Origin of the sequence: Streptomyces sp. NPDC001985, assembly GCF_040296845.1 — a bacterium.
GTDB lineage: Bacteria > Actinomycetota > Actinomycetes > Streptomycetales > Streptomycetaceae > Streptomyces.
Genome location: NZ_JBEOYB010000056.1, coordinates 1 through 21,135, shown reverse-complemented (window position 1 = coordinate 21,135; position 21,135 = coordinate 1). Strand labels below are relative to the sequence as shown.

12 protein-coding genes are annotated in these 21,135 nt (G+C 75.0%); 3 read left to right on the top strand and 9 right to left on the bottom strand.

The window, feature by feature from the left end:
- Positions 1–107 precede the first annotated feature (107 nt).
- From ABT122_RS23770 to ABT122_RS23750, 5 genes are all read right to left on the bottom strand, one after another.
- The gene (locus tag ABT122_RS23770) at positions 108–1,172 is read right to left on the bottom strand and encodes a ParB/RepB/Spo0J family partition protein (RefSeq protein ID WP_351555715.1); all 1,065 of its coding nucleotides are present in this window, start codon (positions 1,170–1,172) and stop codon (positions 108–110) included.
- A 464-nt stretch (positions 1,173–1,636) separates the two neighbouring features.
- Entirely contained in the window at positions 1,637–2,872 is a 1,236-nt protein-coding gene (locus ABT122_RS23765; RefSeq protein WP_351555713.1) for an ABC transporter permease, read from the bottom strand.
- A complete protein-coding gene (locus tag ABT122_RS23760) occupies positions 2,869–3,669 on the bottom strand; it encodes an ABC transporter ATP-binding protein (RefSeq protein ID WP_351555711.1) in 801 nt (266 codons plus the stop codon). Before ABT122_RS23760 ends, ABT122_RS23765 begins: the two co-directional genes overlap by 4 nt.
- Complete coding sequence (locus tag ABT122_RS23755; protein WP_351555709.1) at positions 3,666–4,964, bottom strand: efflux RND transporter periplasmic adaptor subunit; 1,299 nt, start codon at positions 4,962–4,964, stop codon at positions 3,666–3,668. The genes ABT122_RS23760 and ABT122_RS23755 overlap by 4 nt, the downstream gene beginning before the upstream one ends.
- Before the next feature lie 17 nt (positions 4,965–4,981).
- Positions 4,982–5,563: a hypothetical protein gene (locus ABT122_RS23750; RefSeq protein ID WP_351555706.1), complete on the bottom strand. Its 582-nt coding sequence runs from the start codon at positions 5,561–5,563 to the stop codon at positions 4,982–4,984.
- A 257-nt stretch (positions 5,564–5,820) separates the two neighbouring features.
- Here ABT122_RS23750 and ABT122_RS23745 point away from each other — a divergent pair, with 257 nt between their 5' ends.
- Together ABT122_RS23745 and ABT122_RS23740 are read left to right on the top strand one after the other, a co-directional pair.
- Positions 5,821–6,471 carry a response regulator transcription factor gene (locus ABT122_RS23745; protein ID WP_351555703.1) on the top strand — a complete coding sequence of 217 codons (651 nt, stop codon included), beginning with the start codon at positions 5,821–5,823 and terminating at the stop codon, positions 6,469–6,471.
- A 117-nt stretch (positions 6,472–6,588) separates the two neighbouring features.
- A complete protein-coding gene (locus tag ABT122_RS23740; RefSeq protein WP_351555701.1) occupies positions 6,589–7,878 on the top strand; it encodes a sensor histidine kinase in 1,290 nt (429 codons plus the stop codon).
- A gap of 124 nt (positions 7,879–8,002) precedes the next feature.
- Here the strand turns inward: ABT122_RS23740 and ABT122_RS23735 are convergent, their stop codons facing one another.
- From ABT122_RS23735 to ABT122_RS23720, 4 genes are all read right to left on the bottom strand, one after another.
- Positions 8,003–12,922, bottom strand: coding sequence for a non-ribosomal peptide synthetase (locus ABT122_RS23735; protein ID WP_351555810.1), 4,920 nt, complete (start codon positions 12,920–12,922; stop codon positions 8,003–8,005).
- Positions 12,923–13,007: 85 nt separating this feature from the next.
- On the bottom strand, positions 13,008–15,113 hold the full coding sequence (locus ABT122_RS23730) for an ABC transporter ATP-binding protein (protein WP_351555699.1): 2,106 nt from the start codon (positions 15,111–15,113) through the stop codon (positions 13,008–13,010).
- Positions 15,110–15,352: an MbtH family protein gene (locus ABT122_RS23725; protein WP_351555696.1), complete on the bottom strand. Its 243-nt coding sequence runs from the start codon at positions 15,350–15,352 to the stop codon at positions 15,110–15,112. Before ABT122_RS23725 ends, ABT122_RS23730 begins: the two co-directional genes overlap by 4 nt.
- 331 nt (positions 15,353–15,683) lie before the next feature.
- A complete protein-coding gene (locus ABT122_RS23720; protein WP_351555693.1) occupies positions 15,684–18,653 on the bottom strand; it encodes a helix-turn-helix transcriptional regulator in 2,970 nt (989 codons plus the stop codon).
- Positions 18,654–19,137: 484 nt separating this feature from the next.
- Between ABT122_RS23720 and ABT122_RS23715 the strand changes: the two genes are divergently transcribed.
- A partial coding sequence (locus tag ABT122_RS23715; RefSeq protein ID WP_351555690.1) for an AAA family ATPase occupies positions 19,138–21,135 on the top strand: 1,998 nt, incomplete at its 3' end.

Below are 21,135 nucleotides of genomic sequence, written 5' to 3'. Positions count from 1 at the left end.
CCCCCGCGCCTCAAACGCCGGCGAGGCTGAAAAGAGGCAGCTCCGGGAGAGCTCGAGGACAGACCCCGCACCACAGGAGACCCGCACCCCGCGGGCCGGGTCCGGGGTCAGGGGGAAGGGGTCACCTGGCGTTCAACCTTCGCCGCGAACTCCGCCCAGATCTTGGCGTGATCCCGCGCCAACTGCGCCACCACCCCACCCCAGTGCGGCGGCACATGATCCACCAAGTGATCCCACCCCGCCGCCTCCAGCGTGTGCATGTTCAGCAGGCGCAGCAGCGTGCGCCCGCTCTCGCTGAAGCGGAGGGAGGGGTCCGCGCGCAGCCGGGCCACCAGGAGGGCGCGGTCCTTGATCATCGCGCGGTCGACCGGAGGCGGCTCCGGAGGCGCGGCCGGAGCGGCGGCACGGGCCGGGCGGCCCCCGCAGCCGCCCGCCCCCCGCTCCCCCGGCACCGGGTCCTCCCCCCGGCTGAGCCGGTTCCGCACATCGCGCGCCGTCTCCGGCGAGATCCCCGCCGCCTGCGCGATCTGCCGCAGCGAGAGCCCCGGGTTCTCGGTCATCAGCGCACTCGCCAGCCTCCGCCCCACCGCCCGGTTGACCGGCCGCACCCTCCCGTCCTGCCCGATCCGGGCGCTGTCGGCGGACGCCACCCCCGGCACCCGTTTCCGCATCCCGGCGACCGTGCGCGCGGCGATCCCCGTCACCGCCGCCACCATCCGGTCCGACCACTGCGGATGCGAGGTCATGATGCGTTCGGCGGCCTGTTTGCGGTCCGCCAGTGAGAGCGGCAGACCGTGGGCGATGTTCATGCTGACGGCGACCACGAAGGCGTCGGCGGCGTCGCCGTCGAAGAACCGCACGCCGATCGTGCCCTGCCGCCGCAGCCGCGCCGCCTTGAGCCGGTGCATCCCGTCGATGACCCGGTTCGTGGGCCGGTGCACGATGATCGGCGGCAGCTCCGCGTGCGCCGTCGCGAGCGCCTCCACATGGTCCGTGCTCTCACCGAGAATCCGCGGCGAGTCCGCGGAGTGCAGCGCGTCGACGTCGACCTGGACAACCGGTTCCTGAACGGGCTGGACGAACTGCGCGAGCTGTACGTGCTGCGCGTGCTGCTGCTGTGTGTGCTGCGCCTGCTGTACGTGCTGCTGTACGTGCTTGGTCCCCGACTCCACTGAGACTCCTCACGATGTGATCCCACCCGGGAGCGACCACCCCGTGCCCGTCCACCGAGAGACCCCACGCCGGCGCCGGGCGGCGCGCGTGGTGTCGGGACCGGGCTCCGCCGGAGTGATCGTGGTCTGCTGAAGAAGACGTGGTGGCGAGAAACTTCCCCCCGTCGCGCACCCTCCCCGTCGCACGCTTTCCCAGGTGGAGGCCCCCGCTTCACCCCCCTGCCGGCGTGAGGACGGGTCCCCCGACCCCCTCACTGCTCAGCTCAAATCCGACTATAACAACGCGTGTTCCCGTGCGTACCCATAGAAGTCCCCTATTCCGGGACCCCGCATCCCCTAGGGCCCTCCCCGGACCCCGCCGGGAACAACCGCAAGGGGGTACGGACCACACCCCACCGGTGGCCCGTACCCCCCTCGTTGCCCTCACGGACACCCCCCAAAAAACGGTGTCCGCGCGGGCGGTCTCACACGGTGCGCAGCGCCTCCGTCGGGGAGAGTCGCGCCGCCCGGATCGCGGGCAGCAGCCCCGCGAGCGCACCGATCAGCAGGGCGGAGACGATCCCGCCGACCCAGGACTCGACCGGGATCACCACGGCCCAGTCCTGGGTACTGGCGTAGATGGCGGTCGACGCCACCCCCGCCCCGACCCCGACCGCGCCCCCGATCAGCGCCAGCATGACCGCCTCGGCGAGGAACTGGCCGCGCACCTGGCTCCTGGTCGCCCCCAGCGCCCGCCGCAGCCCGATCTCGGACCGCCGTTCCAGAACCGAAATGATCATGATGTTGGCGACACCGACCGCGCCGACGATCAGCGCCACCGCCCCGAGGCCGAGGAAGAGGCTGTTGAAGGCGCCCTCCGCCGCCGCGCGCGCGGTGAGCGCGTCGGACGGCTGGCTGACGTCGACCTCCCCCGCCGCCTGCGGGTTCGCGGTCTGCGCGAGCACCGACTGCACCGCGCCCACCTGGTCGGTGGCGGACCTGACGTACACCGTGCTCGGCGGGCCGCCGACGGGCTTCCCCGCCACGACGCTGACATGGTTGAGATAGTCACGCGCCGCCGGATAGCCGATCAGCGCGCTGGTGTCGATCTCGCCGGTGAGCGCGGCCGGCTCCAGGATGCCCACGACATAGAACCACTGGCCGCCCAGCCAGACCCGCTGCCCCGGATAGACCCGGGTGATCCCCATCCGCTCGGCGGCGGTCGCGCCGAGCACGGTCACCGGCTTGGTGGCGGTCGCCTCGTTCAGCCAGCGCCCGTGGGCGACCCCGGTGGCGATCACCGGGAGCAGATTGAGGCTCGCCGCCCTGACCTGGAGGGCGTTGGTGTTGGTGGAGGGGACCAGCGGGCTGCGGTACGCCTTCGCGTCGGCGACCGTCCCCACATGGGCGATCTCCTCGACCGGGTCCAGCATCGAGAGCCGGGCGGGGGCCTCCAGCGGGAGCTGTGCCTCCTTGCCGCTGAGGGTCTGCCCGTTGGTGACCTTGAGCAGATTGGTGCCGAGCCGGTCGATCTCCGCGAGCAGCCCGGCCTGGGAGGACGAGGACAGCCCGAGGACGGCGACGATCGCGGCCACCCCGATGGCGATCCCGAGCGCGGAGAGCGCGGCGCGCAGCGGACGGGAGCGGATGCCGATACTGGCCAGCCGGGCCTGGTCGCCGAGGCGCAGCCGGGCGGGGGCGGTGAGGTCCTCGGCGTTCATCCGCTCTCCTCCCCCGCGCCCGCGCCGCCCGTGCTGTTCCCGCCGCCCGTGCTGTCCGAGACGATCCGCCCGTCCAGTACGTGCACCTGGCGCGGGAGCCGGGCGGCGAGTTGCGCGTCGTGGGTGATGACGACGATCGTCGCGCCCTCCGCGTTGAGCTGGTGGAGCAGTGCCACGATGGCGGCGCCGGTGGTGCTGTCGAGATTTCCGGTGGGCTCATCGGCGAGCACGATGGCGGGCCGCCCCACCAGCGCCCGGGCGATGGCCACCCGCTGGCGCTCGCCGCCGGACATCTTCCCCGGCCTGAAGCCCTCCCGGTGCCCCAGCCCGACCTGGGCGAGGGCGTCCGACGCCCGCCGGCGCCGCTCGTGGACCCCGGTGCCCGCGTACAGCAGCCCGTCCGCGACGTTCTCCAGCGCCGTGGCGTACTCGGCGAGGAAGAACTGCTGGAAGACGAAGCCGATACTGCGGGCGCGCAGGGCGGCCAGCCGCCGGTCGTCCAGTGTCGCGATGTCGATGCCGTTGATCCGTACGACCCCTTCGGTGGGCCGCTCCAGGGTGCCCATCACCTGGAGGAGGGTGGTCTTGCCGGAGCCGGAGGGGCCGACGATCGCGACCAGTTCACCCCGGCGGACGGTGAAGGAGACCCCCCGGAGCGCGGCGACCGGCGGCTGTTCGCCGTAGGTCTTGGTGACCGCCGTCAGCTCCAGGACGGCGGGTGCGACGGACGCGGAAGGCGCCGCGGGCGCCGCGGACACGGCGCCCGGGACCGTCCGGGGCGAGGGAAGGGTGGTCATGTCGAGGGCACCGCCACCCGGTCGCCGGCCGCGAGCGCGCCGGTCACCTGGACCTGCCCCCCGGCGCTGTCGAAGAGCCCGAGGGTGACGGGCACGGTCTCCCGCCCGCCCGCCGCGGTGACCCGCTCCACCGCGTACCGCCCCCCGGCGAGACCGACGAGCGCGGTCACCGGGACGGTCAGGGCCTTCTTCACCCCGGCGGTGGTGATCTGGACCTGGACGGGGGCCTGGTCGAGGCTGCCCGCGTCCTTGGGGCGCTCCAGGGTGATGTAGACGGGGAGCGCGGCGGTGGACGCGCCGGAGGCGGAGGCCTCCTCGCGGTCGCCGCCGTCGCCGTCGCCGGACGAGGAGGTGGCGATGGTGCCGATCCGGCTGACCCGGCCGGGGGTGGTGCGGTTGTCGGGGAGGGTGACCCGCACCCGGTCGCCGGTCTTCACCCCGGTCTGCTGGGAGGCGTTCAGCTCCACCCGCACCTGGCGGCTGGTGGTGCCGGCCTCCACGACCGGGGAGCCGGGCACGGCCCGGGTGCCGAGCTGGGCGACCGTCCTGGTGACCCGCAGGGGGCCGGGGAGCAGCACCGCGTCGCCGAGCTTCAGCCGCCCGGTCTCCTCGGCGCCGATCTCGTCCTGGAGGTTGATCAGCGCCTCCCGGGTCTCGGCGCCGAACTCGTCGGAGTCCTCGTCGATCTCACCGGAGCCGGCGTGGCCGAGGGCCAGCAGATTCCGGTTGAGCGCCTTGACGTCCCGGCCCTCGTCGCCGTACGCGAGATCGCGGTAGAAGGGCCGCGAGCCGCAGAGCAGGGGGACGGGCCGGTCGGCCACGCCGTAGAGGGTCTCGCCGCACTTGATGACATCGCCGACGGCCGGGAGGGAGGTGTAGATGCCCCGGGACTGGTTGACGGCGGTGTGCGCGCCGCCGTCGGGGCGGGCGGCGTACGAGAGGGTGCCGACCTGGCTGACCTGCGCGGAGAGCGGACCCTCCCGTACGGTCGCGACCGCGCCGCCGCGCTCCTGGTCCGGCGCCGCCACCGGGTCGCCGCCGAACGGGTCGGTGACGGCGACCGCCCCGCCCGCCGCGGCCACCAGGACCACGGCGGCGGCGACGAGCAGGGGTCCTCTGCGCCGGCGGCGGTGCCGGCGCGGCTCGGGCTTCCCGGCGGGCGCGCCCGGCGCGACCGTCCCGGCCGGCGCCTGGGCCTCCGCTTCCTTCCCCGGCTGCGTCTCCGGCTCCGGCCCCGTCACCGGGCCGGTCGCCGCCCCGGCCCTCGGCGCCGTCTCGGGTGCCTCGTCGCTCATCACTGCCACCGCCGGTCTCAGTTGGGTCCGGGACCGGGGGCGACGCCGCCCGGCATGTGCTTGCGGCAGGTCTCCTCGGCCTTCTTGAAGACCTGGGACTCGGGGTCGAGTTCCGGGCCGCGGTTGAGCTGGAGGCGCCCCTCGACCGGGTCGGGGAAGGCCGGTACGCCGTTCTCCCGCATGCAGGAGACGAACTTCAGCAGCTGCTTCTCCTGGTCGCTGCCCGCGCCGGAGCCGCTCGCGAGGCCCGGGGGCTCCTTGTCCTTGCAGGCCTGCTGGGCCGACTTGTAGGTGGCGTTCTCCGGGTCGAGCGGCCCGCCGCGCTGCACCTGGAGCCGGAGCCGGCCGTCGACGGGGTCGGGGAAGGAGGCGACGCCGTTCTCCCGCATGCACTGCGAGTACGCCACCAGGGCCGCCGTGCGGTCGGCGGTGCCGGTCCCCTCCCCCTTCGGGGCGGAGTTGCCGCCGTCGTCGCCGGAGCCCCCGTCGTCGGACTCCCCGCAGGCGACGGCGGTGAGGCTGAGCACGGTGATGGCCGCGAAGGCCATCGCGGCCCTGGCGGCGGCGCGTCGGCCGCCGGGTGCGTGTGTCCTGCTCATGTGCTGGTCCCTCCGTGTCCTCGGGCCGTCCGTGTGGGCGGTGGGCCCGCTGGTGACGCCGATGCGTTGCGGTGTGACGACTCCGTTCTACGAGTCGTCCGGTCACAGCGCGGTTCGCACCGGGACCTGACGGTGACGGGCCGGCGCCGGGTACGTTGAGGCGGGCCGGCGCGCTGTGACCGGTGTGCGACCGGGGGGCGGGCAGGCTGGTGGGCACCGTCCGGGGACCGGAAGGTGCGTTCGGCGGAGGGCGGGCGATGAGAGTTCTGGTGGTGGAGGATCAGGCCGAACTGGCCGCGTCCGTGGCGCGGGTGCTGCGGCGCGAGGGGATGGCGGTCGATGTCGTCCACGACGGCGCGGAGGCGCTGGAGCGCGCCTCGGTGGTCGACTACGACGTGGTGGTGCTGGACCGGGACATCCCCGGGGTCCACGGCGACGAGGTCTGCCGGACGCTGGTGGCGGGGGCGACCTCGCGGGTGCTGATGCTCACGGCGTCCGGCACCATCGCGGACCGGGTGGAGGGGCTGAGTCTGGGCGCCGACGACTATCTGCCGAAGCCGTTCGCGTACCAGGAGCTGATCGCCCGCATCCGGGCGATCGGACGGCGGTCGCAGCCGGCGGTGCCGCCGATCCTGGTCCACGGCGATCTGAGCCTGGACCCGGCGCGGCGGGTCGCCACCCGGGGCGGGCGCGAGCTGGCGCTCAGCCCCAAGGAGCTGGCGGTGCTGGAGTATCTGCTCGCGGCGCAGGGCCGGGTGGTCTCGGCGGAGGAGCTGCTGGAACGGGTCTGGGACGAGGCCGCCGACCCGTTCACCACCACGGTGAAGGCGACGGTGAGCCGGCTGCGGTCCAAGATCGGCAGCCCGGCGCTGATCGACACGGTCCCGCGCGGCGGCTACCGCATCTGACCCACGGCCCGCGCCCTGCCGCGCCCGCCACCGGCCCCTGACCAGCACCGGCCCCCGCCCCAGCCCGTCGTCCCGCCGGCCCGCGCCCGTGCGCGAGCCGGCCGAGAGGCCGCACCCATGCCCCGTACCCTCCGCGCAGCCCCCCGCGCCTCCCGCGTCCCGCGCCTCCCCCGGCTGCCGCGCCCGCCCGCCCGGTTACGGCCGAGCCGGGTCCGCACCCGGCTCACCCTGCTCTACGGAACGCTGTTCACCGTCTCCGGCACGGTGCTGCTGGCCATCGTCTATCTGCTGGTGAGCACCCGTCCCCGGAATGTCGTCACCAAGGTGCGGCGCGCCCCGGGCCCTCCCACCCCGGGGTCCGGCCAGGGGCCCACCGAGGGACCGGGGAACGGGCCGCTGCTCGACCTCGGCAAGGACATGCGGCGGCAGGCGGAGCGGCAGCACGAGTCGATGCTCCAGAACCTGCTGGTGCAGTCGGGGATCGCGCTCGCCATCATGATCCTGATCTCGCTGGCCCTGGGCTGGCTGGTGGCCCGGCGGGTGCTGCGCCCGCTCTCCACCATGAACTCCGCCCTCCAGTCGATCACCGCGCGCAATCTCCACGAACGGCTCGCCGCCGAGGGGCCGCGCGACGAGATGAAGGACCTCTCGGACACCGTCGACGGGCTGCTGGAGCGGCTGGAGACGGCACTCGGCACCCATAAACGCTTCGTCGCCAACGCGGCGCACGAACTGCGCACCCCCCTCACCCTCGAACACGCCCTGATCGAGGAGATGCTCATCGACGAGGACGCGGGCCCCGGGGAGCTGCGCGCCACCTTCGGGCGGGTGCTGGAGATCTGTCAGCAGCAGGGCCGGCTGCTGGACTCGCTGCTGACCCTCACCACCGGCGAACGCGGCCTGGACCGACGCGCCCCCCTGGACCTGGCCCGGCTCACCGAGCAGGTCGTCGCCGCCGCCCGCCCCGAACTCGACCGGCGCGGGCTGCGCGTCGGCACCCGGATCACCGCCGCGCACAGCCACGGCGACCCGGCGCTGGTGGAGCGGCTCATCGCCAACCTCCTCGACAACGCCACCGACTACAACATCCCCGGCGGCAGCGTCGAGATCCACTGCGGCACCCGCGCGGGCCGCGCGGTCGTCTCGGTCACCAACACCGGCCGTCCGATCCCCGCCGACCAGCTCGACCGCCTCTTCGAACCCTTCCACCGGCTGGACCGCACCGCCGGCCGCGACGGCCACCACGGCCTGGGCCTCTCCATCGTCCGCGCCATCGCCCAGGCCCACGACGCCCCCCTGACCGCCACCGCCCACCCCTCCGGCGGGCTCCGCGTCGATGTCTCCTTCCCCCGCCTCCCGGAACCGGCTCCCGAGGAGACCGCCACCGCCGGGGCCGTCCCCCGCTAGGGGGTTTCTCTCGGATCAGGCCGGACACGGGAGGCTCCCGGGGCGGCGCGCGCCCCGGGAGCCGTGGTGCCGGTGGCCGGATGGCCGGATGGCCGGATGGCCGGGTGGCCGGGTGGCCGGGTGGTCAGGACCTCGTGGCCGCCTCCCCGGAGGCGCGGACGGCGAAGGTCGCCTCGAACTCCTCGATGTCGTCCTGGGCCAGGGAGATCAGCGAGAAGTCGGACGGCGTGTGGCCGCCGCTCGCGCCCTCGGTGACATGGGCGACCAGACCCCGGAGCATCGCCGCCCAGGCCCCCAGCAGCTCTTCGAGGAGCGGGGTGCCCAGCAGACCCACCGGGCTCTCCAGAAGGACCGTCAGCTCCGGGCCGCCCGGGAGGTCACGGACCGAGCCCCCGGCCTCCAGCGGGTGGCGGGCGGCCATCTCCGGGTCGATGGTGCCGCCCATCGCCCGCTCGCCCGCCGGGCTCCAGTCGGGGCGGACGCCCCGGGTGTCGCCGTCGGCGGCCGAGGCGAAACGGCCCATGTAGTTGAACGCGACCTGCGGGGTGGGCAGGGCCGCCAGGGTGGGGGCCGTCGCCGGGTTGAGATGGCGGAGCATCCCGTACCCCAGTCCGTCGCCGGGGACGGACCGCAACTGCTCCTTGACGCGCTTGACCAGCCGGCCCGCCGCCGCGCCGCCGGAGCGGACCTCGGCGAAGTCCAGCACCCCGGGGTCGAGCCGGACCGGGTGGACCCCGGTGAACCAGCCGACCGTGCGGGTCAGATCCATCTCCCCGGTCAGCGGCTCCCGGCCGTGCCCCTCCAGCGCGACCAGCATCCCCCCGTCGAACCCCTCGCCCCGGGAGCGCCGCCACTCCCCGACGGCGGCGACCAGCGCCGCGAGCAGCACATCGTCGACCCCGGCGTGGAAGGCCGCGGGGACGCTGGTGAGCAGCGCGGTGGTCACCTCGGCCGGCAGGGTCAGCGGCACCCGGTCGAAGCCGTGCGCCAGCTTGTCCTCGGCCGGGTCGAGCGGCCGTTCGCCCAGGATCAGTTCGGACCCGGCGAGCATCTCCGTCCACCGCGGCAGCTCGCTCACCCGCTGCTGGCTCCGGGCCTGCTCGGCCAGCTCCCCCGCCCAGCGGCGGAAGGAGGTCCCCACCGGTTCGAGCGCGACCTCCGCGCCCGTCTCCAGCGTGCGGTACGCCAGCGCCAGATCGGGCACGAGAATCCGCCAGGACACCCCGTCCACGACGATGTGGTGCGCGGCCACCAGAAGACGGCCCGGCACCCCCGGCCCGAGGTCGAACCAGACGGCCCGCACCATCTGCCCCGCGTACGGGTCGATCCGCCGGGCGGTCTCCCGGGCCTCCGCGTTGACCAGGGCGGACAGCTCCTCGTCGGTCAGCCCCGCCGCGTCCACCCGGCGCACCAGATCCGCCGCCGGCGCGCGCCCGCCCGCCTCCGGGACCAGCAGCCGCTCCGCTCCGCCGGGCTCGTCGGCGGCGACCAGCTCGGCACGGAGCAGATCGTGGTGGTCCAGCACGGCCGCCAGGGCCGCCGTGAGCCGCGCCTCCTCCAGCTCCGCCGGAACCGCCAGCAGCATCGACTGCGTACCGGAGCGGGCCACCGAACCGGACTGCCCGGCCAGCTCCCGCATCACCGGCGTCAGCGGCACATCGCCGGTCGCCACGTCGTCGACGGCGTCCGCGCCCTCCCCGTTCTCCACGGTCCCGGCGACCCGCGCCAGCTCCGCCGGGGTCTTCAGCTCGAACACCTGGCGCGGGGTGATCACCACTCCGGCCCTGCGGGCCCGCGACACCACCAGCATCGACATGATCGAGTCGCCGCCGAGGCCGAAGAAGGAGTCCTCGGCGCCCACCTTCTCCAGGTTGAGCACCTCCGCGAAGAGCCCGCAGAGCAGCTCCTCCACCGGGGTCGCGGCGGCCCGTCCGGTGACCCGCCCGGCGAAGTCCGGCGCGGGCAGCGCCTCCCGGTGCAGCTTGCCGTTGACCGTCACCGGCAGCCCGTCCAGGGCGATCACCGCGACCGGGACCATGTAGTCGGGGAGCCGGTCGGCGACATGCGCGCGCAGCGCCTCCTGGTCGACCGTCCCCGCGTCCTCCGGGACGACATACGCCACCAGCCGTTTGACCCCCGGCTGGTCCTCGCGGGCGATCACCACGGCCTGCCGGACGGCGGGGTGCGCGGCGAGCACCGCCTCGATCTCGCCGGGCTCGACGCGGTAGCCGCGTATCTTCACCTGCCCGTCGGCGCGCCCGGCGAAGAGGAGTTCCCCGTCCGGGCTCCACCGCGCCAGGTCCCCGGTGCGGTACATCCGCCGCCCGGCCGGGCCCGCCGGACCGCCGCCCGCGGGCGCCGGGAAGGGGCAGGCCACAAAGCGCTCGGCGGTGAGCGCCGCCTGTCCGACATAGCCGCGCGCCACCCCGGACCCGGCGATGTACAGCTCGCCCGTCACCCCCGGCGGCACCGGGCGGAAGGCGTCGTCCAGGACATAGGCCGAGGAGTTGTCCATGGGGTGGCCGATGGGCACCAGATCGGGCACCTCGCGGCCGGCGGTGAAGGCGATCTGGGTGGTGAACGCGGTGGTCTCGGTGGGCCCGTAGGTGGAGCGGACCACCAGGCCGGGGTGGGTCTCCAGCAGGACGCGGATGGCGTTCGCGGAGACCACGTCACCACCGGTGGACACCTCGCGCACCCCGGTGAAGATCTCCGGGTGCTGCTCGGCGAGCACCCCGAAGAGCCCGGCCGTCGCATGGACGTTGGTGACCCGCCGGTCCGCGATGAGCCGCCCGCGCGCCACGGCGTCGACCTCCCCCGGCGGTACGACGACCAGCTCCCCGCCCCGCAGCAGCGGCACCCACAGTTCGTAGGTCGACGCGTCGAAGGCGTGGTTGGCCTGGACGAGGACGCGCTCCACGGTCTCGTCGCGCCAGCTCCCGTCCAGGCAGAAGCTCAGCACATTGCCGTGGGTGGCGCCGACGCCCTTGGGTTCGCCGGTGGAGCCGGAGGTGTAGAGGACGTACGCCAGATGGTCGGCGGTCAGCGGTACGCCCGGGTTCTCCGCGCCCGGGCCCTCCACCAGGGTCTCGAAGGCCACCGGGAAGAGGGCGGCGCTGAACGGGTTCTCGCCGCCGAGCCGGCCGGCGGTCCCCCGGTCGAGCAGGACGAGGGAGACCTCCGCTTCGGCGGAGCGGCCGTGCAGCGGCACATAGGCGCCCCCCGCCTTGACCACCGCGAGCAGCGCGGTGACCAGCGCGGCGGAGCGCTCCAGCACCACGCCGACCCGGCTCTCCGGGCCGACCCCGGCGGCGATCAGCCGGTGCGCGAGCCGGTTGGCGCGTGCGTTGAGCTGCGCGTACGTCAGGGTCTCGGCGCCGTCGGTCACGGCGGGCGCGTCCGGGGCCGCGGCGGCCCGGCGCTCGAAGGCGGTGGCGACGCAGCCGCCGGGCAGCGGGCGGGCGGTGTCGTTCCAGCCCTCCAGGACCCGGTGGCGCTCCTGCTCGTCGAGGAGTTCGGCCCGGCCGACGAGGGTGGACGGGTCGTCGGCTATCTGGGTCAGCAGCCGGACCAGCCGGGCCATCAGGGACTGGACGGTGCCCTCGTCGAAGACGTCGGGGCGGTAGTCCAGGCGGAGTTCCATCGCGTCGGCCGGGGTGACGACCAGGGTGAGGGGGTAGTGGGCGGCCTCCTCGCCGCCCGCTCCGGTGATCCGGATCTGGCCGTCGGCGGGGGCCGCGTCGGGTGTGCCGCCGCGGGCGCCGGGCGGGGGGCCGCCGTGCAGCGGGCCCGCGGCGCCGGGCGGCCGGGCCCCGTGCGGCCCTTCCGTGCCCGGGGGCGGCCCGGGGGGACGGCCCTGGGGCGGTCCCGGCGGAGGGCCCTGGGGCGGCCCGGGCGGGGGGCCGTCGCGCCGGGGGCCCGGCGCGCCGCCCGGACCGGGTTCGCCCGTCTGGCCGCGCGGCCCCGTGCGCGGCTGCTGGACCGGCCCGCGCGGATAGTTCTGGTAGACGACCAGCGCGTCGAAGGTCGCCCCGGGGCCCGCCACCCGCTGGATCTCGGTGAGACCGAGGTGCTGGTGCTCCAGCATCGCCGAGTGCTGGCCCTGGAGCCGCTCCAGGACCGCGCTGAACGGCAGCGCCGGGTCCAGACCGACCCGTACCGGCACGGTGTTGATGAAGAGCCCGAGCATCCGCTCCACGCCCGGCAGATCGGCCGGCCGGCCGGACACGGTGGCGCCGAACACCACATCGCCGCGCCCGGAGAGCAGGCCGATCAGCACGGCCCAGGCACTCTGCACGACGGTGTTGAGGGTCACCCCGTGGCTCTGCGCCACCCCGCGCAGCGACTCGGCGAGGCCGTATCCGGCCCGGGAGACGACATGCTGGAGCATCACGGGCGGGCCGCCCCGGTCGGCGGGGCCGACCAGCGTCGGTTCGGGGGCGTCCGCGAGCAGCTCCCGCCACGCGGCGCGGGCGACGTCCTTGTCCTGGCGGACCAGCCACTCCAGATAGGTGCGGTACGGAGTCACCGGCGGCAGCACCCCGGCGTCGCCCCCGGCCCCGTACACCTCCCACATCTCCCCGAAGAGGATCGGCAGCGACCAGCCGTCCATGAGGATGTGGTGGATCGTCACGACCAGCCGGTGGCGCTCCGGGCCGAGTCTGACCAGCAGCACCCGCAGCAGCGGCGGTACGGCGAGGTCGAACCGCGCCCGGTCCGCGTCGGCGGCGCGGGCCTCGGCCTCCCGGGCCGCCTCCTCGTCCAGTCCGGCGAGGTCCACCATCCGCCAGGGCAGCGGGGCCCGCTTGGCGATCACCTGGACCGCGTCGCCGGAGCCCCGGGTCTGGAAACCGGCCCGCAGGCTGGCGTGCCGGTCGAGCAGCGCCTGCCACGCGGCCCGCAGCCGCTCGGGCTCCACCCGTCCTTCGAGGGTGAGCACGCGCTGTCCGACATAGACGTCGCGGGGCGCGTCCTCGTCGTAGGCGGCGTGGAAGAGCAGTCCTTCCTGGAGTGGCGCGAGCGGCCACACGTCCTCGACCTGCATCTGGGTCAACGTCTTCTCCTTCTCACCGGGCATGACGCGAGGGCGTCGGAGCGGGGGGCCACCGAGGGGGCGGTTGTCGTGGGCATCAGCGGGGCGGCGGGGGCAGCAGATGCGGCCTTCCGCCGCCCCCGCCGGGCGGCGGGAGCAGATGGGGTCGGCCTCCGCCGCCGGGGAGCGGGCCGAGCGGCCCTCCGTGCGGGCCCCCTCCCGGCCCGCCGTTCGGACCCCCGTGCGGACCCCCGTGCGGTCCGCCGGCGCCGTGCGGTCCGCCGGCGCCGTGCGGTCCGGTGGGTACGGGGCCGGGGGCGCCGGGCCCCCGGGTGAGCTGGGTCCGGTACAGCTCCGCGTACACCCCGTCCAGCGCGAGCAGTTCGTCGTGGACACCGCGCTCCACGATCCGTCCGCCGTCGACCACCAGGATCTGGTCGGCGTCGCGGACGGTGGCGAGCCGGTGGGCGATCACCAGCGAGGTGCGGCCGGCCAGCGCGGTCCGCAGCGCCCGCTGCACCGCCGCCTCGGACTCGGAGTCGAGATGGGCGGTGGCCTCGTCCAGGACCACCACCGACGGGGCCTTGAGCAGCAGCCGCGCGATGGCGATGCGCTGCTTCTCGCCGCCGGAGAAGCGGTAGCCGCGATCGCCGACGACGGTGTCGAGCCCGTCGGGGAGCGAGCTGATCAGCCGCCAGATCCGGGCGGCGTCGCAGGCCTCGATCAGCTCGCGCTCGCTCGCGCCGGGACGGGCGTACTCCAGGTTGGCGCGGAGCGTCTCGTGGAAGAGGTGCGCGTCCTGGGTGACCATGCCGACGGTCTCGCGGAGCGACTCCAGCGTGAGATCGCGGACGTCGTGGCCGCCGATCCGCACGGTGCCCCGCTGGGGGTCGTAGAGCCGGGGCACCAGATGGGTGAGGGTGGTCTTGCCGGCGCCCGACGGGCCGACCAGCGCGGTGAGCTTCCCGGCCGGGGCGCGGAAGCTGATGCCGTCGAGGGTCCAGGAGTCGTCGGGCCGTTCGGGCGCGGGGGCCGCGAGCGCCTCCAGCGAGGCGAGGGAGACCTCGGAGGCCGCCGGGTAGCGGAACCGTACGTCCTCGAACGCGACCTCCGGCGCGGTGGCGGCCGGCGCGGGCAGGGCGCGGGCCCCGGGCCGTTCGGTGATCAGCGGCTTGAGGTCCAGCACCTCGAAGAGCCGGTCGAAGCTGACGAGCGCCGTCATGACCTGCGCCTGGGCGTTGGAGAGCTGGTTGATCGGGCCGAACAGCCGGGTGAGCAGGGTGGCGAGGGCGACCAGGGTGCCGATCTGGAAGGCGCCGTCGATGACCAGCGAGCCGCCGATCCCATAGGTGACGGCCGTGGCGAGCGAGGCGAGCAGGGTCACCGAGAGCAGCAGCAGCCGGGAGTGGACCCCGGTGACGATCCCGAGGTCGCGGACCCGGGCCGCGCGGTCCGAGAAGAGCCGGGTCTCGTCGGCGGGCCGGCCGTAGAGCTTGGTCAGCAGGGCGCCCGCGACATTGAACCGCTCGTTGAGCATGGTGCCCATCTCGGCGTCCACCTGCATGGACTCCCGCAGCAGCCGCTGGAGTCTGCGGCCGACGACCCGCCCGGGAAGGATGAAGAAGGGCAGCACCACCACGGCGAGGACTCCGACCGCCCAGGAGAGATAGAAGATCGTGCCGAGCACCAGCAGCAGCACCAGGGTGCTGGACATCACCATCGACAGCAGCGAGGTCATCGCCTGCTGGGCGGCGACCACGTCGGTGTTGAGCCGGCTGACCAGGGAACCCGTCCGGGCGCGGGTGAAGAAGGCGAGCGGCTGGCGCTGCACATGGTCGAAGACGGCGGTGCGCAGGTCGTAGACGAGCCCCTCGCCGATCCGGCCGGAGAGCCGGCTCTCCAGGAGCCCGGCACCCGCCTGGAGCACCGCGAGCGCGCCGACGGTGAGGGCGACCCGGACCACCACGGAGGTGTCCCGGGGAAGGATGCCGTCATCGATGAGGACCTTGAACAGCAGCGGGGTGGTGACGATCATCAGCGCGTCCAGCGCGGTGATGACCAGCAGCGCGGCGACGGTGCCCCGGTAGGGCCGGAGATAGGGCAGAACGCGCCGCAGGGTGCCCGGGGTGATCTGCTGCCGGTCCGGGGACTCGGGGCCGAATCCGCCCCGCACCTGGATGAGGGGGCCCGGTCCACCGATCATGAGACGGGAACCCGCGCGGTGGTGGCGGGCGCGCCGCCCATGGCGGTGACCAGGCTCAGCGGGCGCATGTCCGTCCAGACCCGCTCGATGAAGTCCAGGCAGGCGGTGCGGGCGCCGGGGCCGTGGGCGACCGCCCAGCCCCCGGGTATGTCCGCGAACGCGGGCCAGAGGGAGAACTGGCCCTCGTCGTTGACGAGCGCCAGAAAGGTACCGTCCGCGTCGTCAAAGGGGTTGGCCACAACAAATCCTTTCCTTGTTCCTGGGGAACCGGATTGTGCTGAGCGAAGGCATGACCGTGCGGGATATCAATCACTCCGGGACGGCGCATTCCGGGATGGCGCATTCGGGGACGGCGGAGCGCTTTCCCGCTCCCCCTGCCGAGGCCCCAGAGTCACACGGCGCGCGGCGCGCGGACAAGAGTCGCCCGCGCTGTCCGAGTGCGGAGTTGATCATTGGTAATTCGGGCCGCGTCCCCATGCCGCGTCCAAATGGTGTTCTTCCGCAGTTGGACGACGCGCCCGGCGGGTACTCCCGGGCGGAATGGGGTGACGGCCGGCGGGAGAACCCGCGTCAGGCGGGGTGGCCTTCGAGCGGGAGCATCAGATGGACGGGGAGGTCGGTCCGCCGGTGCACCCGGAGCTTGCGGTAGACGCGGGTGAGGTGCTGTTCCACCGTGCTCATCGTGATGTGCAGGTGCTGGGCGATCTGGCGGTTGGTGTAGCCGCTGGCCGCGAGGCCGGCGACGCGCCGCTCGGAGACGCTCAGCCCGGCGAGCGGCCCCTCGCCGCCGTCCCGCTCGGGCGGTTCGGGCAGTTCGGCGGGGAGCAGCAGGGGCCGCGCCTCCTCGGCGGGCTCGACACCGCACTCCGCCGCGAGCTGCCGGGCCCGCTGTTCCATGGCCCGGGCCGGGCCCTCCTGGCCCCGGGCGCGGCAGACGTCGCCGAGGTCCGCGAGGGCGCGGGCCAGCTCCAGCCGGTCGCCCGCCCGCTCCAGCAGCCGCACCGCCGTTCCCAGCGCCTTGGCGCGGGCGGGCGCGTCGCAGGCGGCGGCGAGCACCCGCAGCGATATTCCCCGGGTTCTGAACTGGCCCGGGCGGATGCGTTTCAGCTGTTCCGACACGAGCCGCCCGGCGGCTTCCCGCTCGCCCAGCGCGATATGGGCGCGGGCGAGATCACTGCGCCAGGGAACGAATGCGGGGGTGTCGAATCCCCAGCGGATCATCAGTTCGCCGCATGCCTGGAATTCCGCGAGTGCGGCCTGCGGTCGGTCTATCATCAAATAATAGTTTCCCCGGGCCTGGAGATAGGGGAGACAGACCGGAGTGTGGAACATCGCGTCCGGAACCGGAATGTCGAGGCACTGTTCCGCCTCGTCGTGCCGCCCCCGCGCGATGAGCGCGGAGAGCAGCACGGAGACCGGAAAGCCGAGGGCGACACCCCACCCCTGGGACGGAATCAGGGTGAGCGCCTCGTGGGTGGCCTTCTCGGCGCTCTCCAGCTCCCCGCGCCGCAGATGGACGGCGGCACGGAGCGCGAGGAAGAGGGCGTTGCCCAGCGGGGGGCCCTGTGCGGCGGCGGGGCCGAGCCGCTCGCAGGCGCTCTCCGCGCGATCGGGCTCGTCGGAGTGGACCAGGGCGGCGACGGCGGCGAGCGCCGCCATGGAGCCGGGCGCCCGGCCGGGGTGCCGCAGAATGCGCTCGGCGCGTACGAGGGTGTCCTGCCCGGGGTCGGCGGCGGGGCCGGGAGCGGGGCCGGGGCCGGCCGGTTCGGCACCGGGCGGTTCGGCGCGGGCAGGCTCGGCACCGGGCGGTTCGGCGCGGGCAGGCTCGGCACCGGGCGGTTCGGCGCGGGCCTGGGCGCGGAAGGACGTCAGCAGGGCGGCGGTCTCGTGGGAGCGCGGCGGCGCGGACGGGAAGGGGGCGGCGGGGGCGCCCTCGCACGGGACGGAGGGAGAGCCCCCGCACGGGGCGGAGGCGGCGGGGGCCGCCGGGGCGCGGTCGAGGCCCGGGTAGCCGAAGGGGAGCCACCACAGGGGAGCCGGGGGGCCGGGGCGCCCCGCCGGACGGTCCATCAGACCGAGCGCCTCGTCGACGCGGCCGAGCCAGAGCAGCCAGGAGACCGGCAGGGCGGCGCGGGCCGCCGGCAGCGCTCCGTCCCGTACGGCGAGCACCAGTTCGGGGAGGCGGCGCGCGGCGACCGCCGGATCGAGCTGCCACTCCGCTTCGGTGAGGTCGAGCAGGACGGCGGGCCGCTGCTCCTCGTCCGCGCACTCCTGGAGGGCGAGCCGGAGCAGCGGGATCGCCCGCTGCCGGTCCCCGCCCGACCGCGCCTGCCGGGCCGCGTCCCGGAGCGCGGCGACCGCCCAGGGCGCGTCCGCCCGGTCGGCGGCGAGCAGCCGGTGCGCCACGGCGGGCGCGGGCGCGCCCAGGCCGTGCAGCACCTGCGCCACCCGGACGTACAGCGCGGTACGGGCCTCGGGCCGCATCCCGCCGAGGACGGCGGCCGGGACGGCCGGGTGGCGGAACCCCCCGGGGCCGAGCAGTCCGGTGGCCCGCAGCGCCTCCCGGGCCGGGCCCACCGACTCGGCGTCGTACTGCGCCAGTTCGCCCAGCGCCGCGTCCGACACATCCTCCCCGAGGACCGCCATGGCCTGCGCGAGCGCGGTGGACTCCGAGTGGAAGAGACAGGTGAGGACGGCCTGCCGGAAGGATTCGCCGAAGACGGGCACGGCGCGGGGCGCGGGCCCGGCGCCGAGGGTGTCCTCGATCAGCGCGTGCGCGAGGAGGGGGTTGCCTCCGCTGGCCGTGTGGCACTCGGCGGCCAGCCGCTCCACGGCCGGGGGCGCGAAGTGCCCGGCCAGCAGGGCGGCCGTGCCCTGTTCCGTCAGCGGTCCGACGCGCAGCCGCCGGGCGCCGGGCCTGCGGAGCAGTTCGGCGTGGACCAGGGGGTGCGGCCGGGAGGCGCGCACTGCCTGGGTCAGCACCAGCAGCACCCGCGCGCCGCCCGGCCGCCGCACCAGGTGGAGCAGCAGATGCAGCGAGGACGCGTCCGCGTGGTGGATGTCGTCCACCCCGATGACCAGGGGGGCGCCGCCCGCCGCGGTGAGCAGGATCTCGCCGAGGGCGCCGAGGACGCGGGCGGGGACCTGGAGGGCCGCGCCCGGTTCGGTTCCGGCCGGGGTCACGGTGGTGTGCGCGGTGGCCGGTTCGGCACCCGGGCCGCCGTGGGTGCCGGCGGCGCGCGCGCCCTCCCGCAGCAGCCGGTCGGCCCGCGCGATCCGGCGGGCCGTCAGGGCCGACGCCTGGAAGAGCTGGCCGACCGCGCCGAGTGGAAGATCGCGCTCCACCCGGGAGGCCGAGGCGGTGAGGAAGACCCCGCCGGACGCGGTGACACGGGCCCCGAAGGCGTCGAGCAGAGTGGTCTTGCCGGTGGCGGCGGCCCCCTCGACCAGCACCACCCGGCCCGGGGGCCGCTCGTCGGCGAGTGCCTCCTCCAGTATCCGGAGTTGCTCGGTCCGCTCCACCACGCTCATGCCAGGCATGTCCCCCGCCCCCCAAGCAGCCGCCCTCCTGCCTGCGCGTGCCCGCCGAGCCGCCGAGCCGCCGGGCAGACGGCGCCACGGCCGGCGCGGGGCCGGACAGGGAGCCGCTCCTGCTGACTCTCGCACCGACGGGCCGTCAGGACAAACGTCTGTTTGTGGCCTGTTTCGAGCATGAACAGAGCCTCGGCGAGCGGCCCGAGGGGCGCGCGACAGGCGCGCGCGCCGGTGCGGAGGGCCCGCGCGGACCACCCGTACCGCGCGCCGCACAGCCCCTCCACAGCCGTTCCACATCCGCCTCACAGCGCATCACCAGCCAGAACAGCCCACTGGGGCCACGCCGGGTCCCCACCGAACCCGGATGGCGCGGTGACCTTCCTGTGACGGCGCCCATGGTCTACTCCTCACGCACGGCTCCACCGCCGTCACGGTAAGTCCAGTCGACGTCGTGACCAGAGGAAATACGTCATCCGTTGGGGATACGTCTATGCAACTGATCGAGCGGGAACGGGAGCTGGCGACGCTGCGCGGGCTCCTCACCGGAAGTCTGGGCGGGCAGGGGGGCGTTGCGCTCATCAGCGGAGCGGTGGCCTCCGGCAAGACCGCGCTGCTGCGCTCCCTCTCGGCGGACGCCGAGGCGTCCGGGGCGCTCCTCCTCCGCGTCACGGCGGTCGCGGCGGAGCGCCGCACCCCGCTGAGCGTCGCGCACGCCCTGCTGCGCGCGCTCCCCGGACACACCGGACGGCCGCTCGCGCCCGCGCGGGCCGGGGAGCCGTCCCCCGACACCCTGCGCGGGTTCTCCGCCGCGCTGCTCGCCGGGTCCGCGCGCACCCCGCTGGTCATCGGCGTCGACGACACGCACCACGCGGACCCCGCGTCCCTGCGCTGTCTGCTCCACCTCGCCCACCGATTACGGTCCGCCCGGATTCTGCTGGTCCTCACCGAGCGCGGCGGGGGCTGGCCCGACGATCCGCTGCTGCACGCCGAGTTGCGGAGCCGGCCGCACTGCGTCCGGATCGGTCTCGGCCCGCTGTCGCGCGCCGGGCAGACCCAGCTGCTCACCGAACGGCTCGGCGCCGCGAAGGGGCTCCGTCTCGCCGCCGCCTGCCACAGCCTCACCGGGGGGAATCCCCTGCTGGTACGGGCCCTGCTGGCCGATCACCGACGGCTCGGCCCGACCGTGGGGCCCGCTTTCACCCAGGCGTGGACGGAGTGTCTGCACCGGGGGGAGCCGGGGCTCCACGAGGTCGCCGGGGCGCTGGCGGTCCTGCCCGACGCGGCCCCGGCGGGGCTGGTGGGGCGGCTGCTCGGCCGGGACACGGCGCGGGTGGCGCATCTCGTCGCCACCATGGACGCGGCGGGGCTCCTGGACGCCGGGCGCTTCCGCCACCCGGTGCTGCGCACCGCCCTGCTCGACGCCATGCCCGCGCGGGGGCGGGCCGCGCTCCACACCCGCACCGCCCGGCTGCTCCACGACCACGGCCACGCCGCACTGAGCGTCGCGGAGCACCTGATCGCGGCCTCCAGAGCCGGGACGGCGGACCCGGGGCAGGGGGCGCCCTGGGCGGTCGCCGTGCTCCAGGAGGCGGCGGGGCGGGCCTGGGCCGAGGGGGAGCGGCAGCTCGCGCTGGTGTGTCTGGGCACGGCGCACGGGATCTGCCCAGAGGGGCCGGAGCGGGTGCGGGTGGTGGGGGCGCTCGCGCGGGCGCGGTGGCGCACCGATCCGGTGACGGTGCTGCCGCTGCTGCCGGAGTTGTGCGGTGCGGCGCGCGAGGGGGGGCTGGACGGGCGGGGTGCCGCGGGGCTCCTCGGCGCCCTGCTGTGGTTCGGCCGCACCCGGGAGGCCTCCCGCCTCCTCGCCCTCCCGGCCCCTCCGCCCTGGCACGCGGCCACCCTCCTGGCAGCCTGCGCCTACCCCGAACTGCTCCCCCCTCCACCCCCTGAGCAAGCCCCTCCCCCACCGCCCCCCCGCACCACCCCGACCTGTCCACCACTTGAGAACGAACCCCGAGCCAACCCAGCCGGCCCGCCGCTTCAGGACGGACCCCGACCAATCCGAGCCCGTCCGGCGATTGAGGACGGACCCCGCACCACGGGACCCCGCACAGTGCGGGCCACGGTCGGGGACCAGCCCCCGAACCCCCGCGCCTCAAACGCCGGCGAGGCTGAATATGCCCAGCCCCTCGAAACGGCTGGGCCTGCTCAAGTCCCGGAAGCCGCCGGGCATGCCCGGATCACCGCAGAGGCCAAGGCTGCCCAGCCCACCGGAGAGCCGGGCACCCACCCCCCGGCAAACCCGAACACCCCAGCCGGTCCGCCCCTTGAGGACGGACCCCGACCAATCCCAGCCGGCCCGCCACTTGAGAACGAACCCCGAGCCAACCCAGCCCGCCCGCCACTTGAGAACGAACCCCGAGCCAACCCAGCCCGCCCGCCACTTGAGAACGAACCCCGAGCCAACCCAGCCCGCCCGCCACTTGAGAAC

Bases quoted from the DNA above. Each gene is read 5' to 3' on its own strand.
- ABT122_RS23765 (WP_351555713.1), bottom strand. From the start codon at position 2,872: ATGAACGCCGAGGACCTCACCGCCCCCGCCCGGCTGCGCCTCGGCGAC.
- ABT122_RS23760 (WP_351555711.1), bottom strand. From the start codon at position 3,669: ATGACCACCCTTCCCTCGCCCCGGACGGTCCCGGGCGCCGTGTCCGCG.
- ABT122_RS23755 (WP_351555709.1), bottom strand. From the start codon at position 4,964: ATGAGCGACGAGGCACCCGAGACGGCGCCGAGGGCCGGGGCGGCGACC.
- ABT122_RS23750 (WP_351555706.1), bottom strand. From the start codon at position 5,563: ATGAGCAGGACACACGCACCCGGCGGCCGACGCGCCGCCGCCAGGGCC.
- ABT122_RS23745 (WP_351555703.1), top strand. From the start codon at position 5,821: ATGAGAGTTCTGGTGGTGGAGGATCAGGCCGAACTGGCCGCGTCCGTG.
- ABT122_RS23740 (WP_351555701.1), top strand. From the start codon at position 6,589: ATGCCCCGTACCCTCCGCGCAGCCCCCCGCGCCTCCCGCGTCCCGCGC.
- ABT122_RS23735 (WP_351555810.1), bottom strand. From the start codon at position 12,922: ATGCAGGTCGAGGACGTGTGGCCGCTCGCGCCACTCCAGGAAGGACTG.
- ABT122_RS23730 (WP_351555699.1), bottom strand. From the start codon at position 15,113: ATGATCGGTGGACCGGGCCCCCTCATCCAGGTGCGGGGCGGATTCGGC.
- ABT122_RS23720 (WP_351555693.1), bottom strand. From the start codon at position 18,653: ATGCCTGGCATGAGCGTGGTGGAGCGGACCGAGCAACTCCGGATACTG.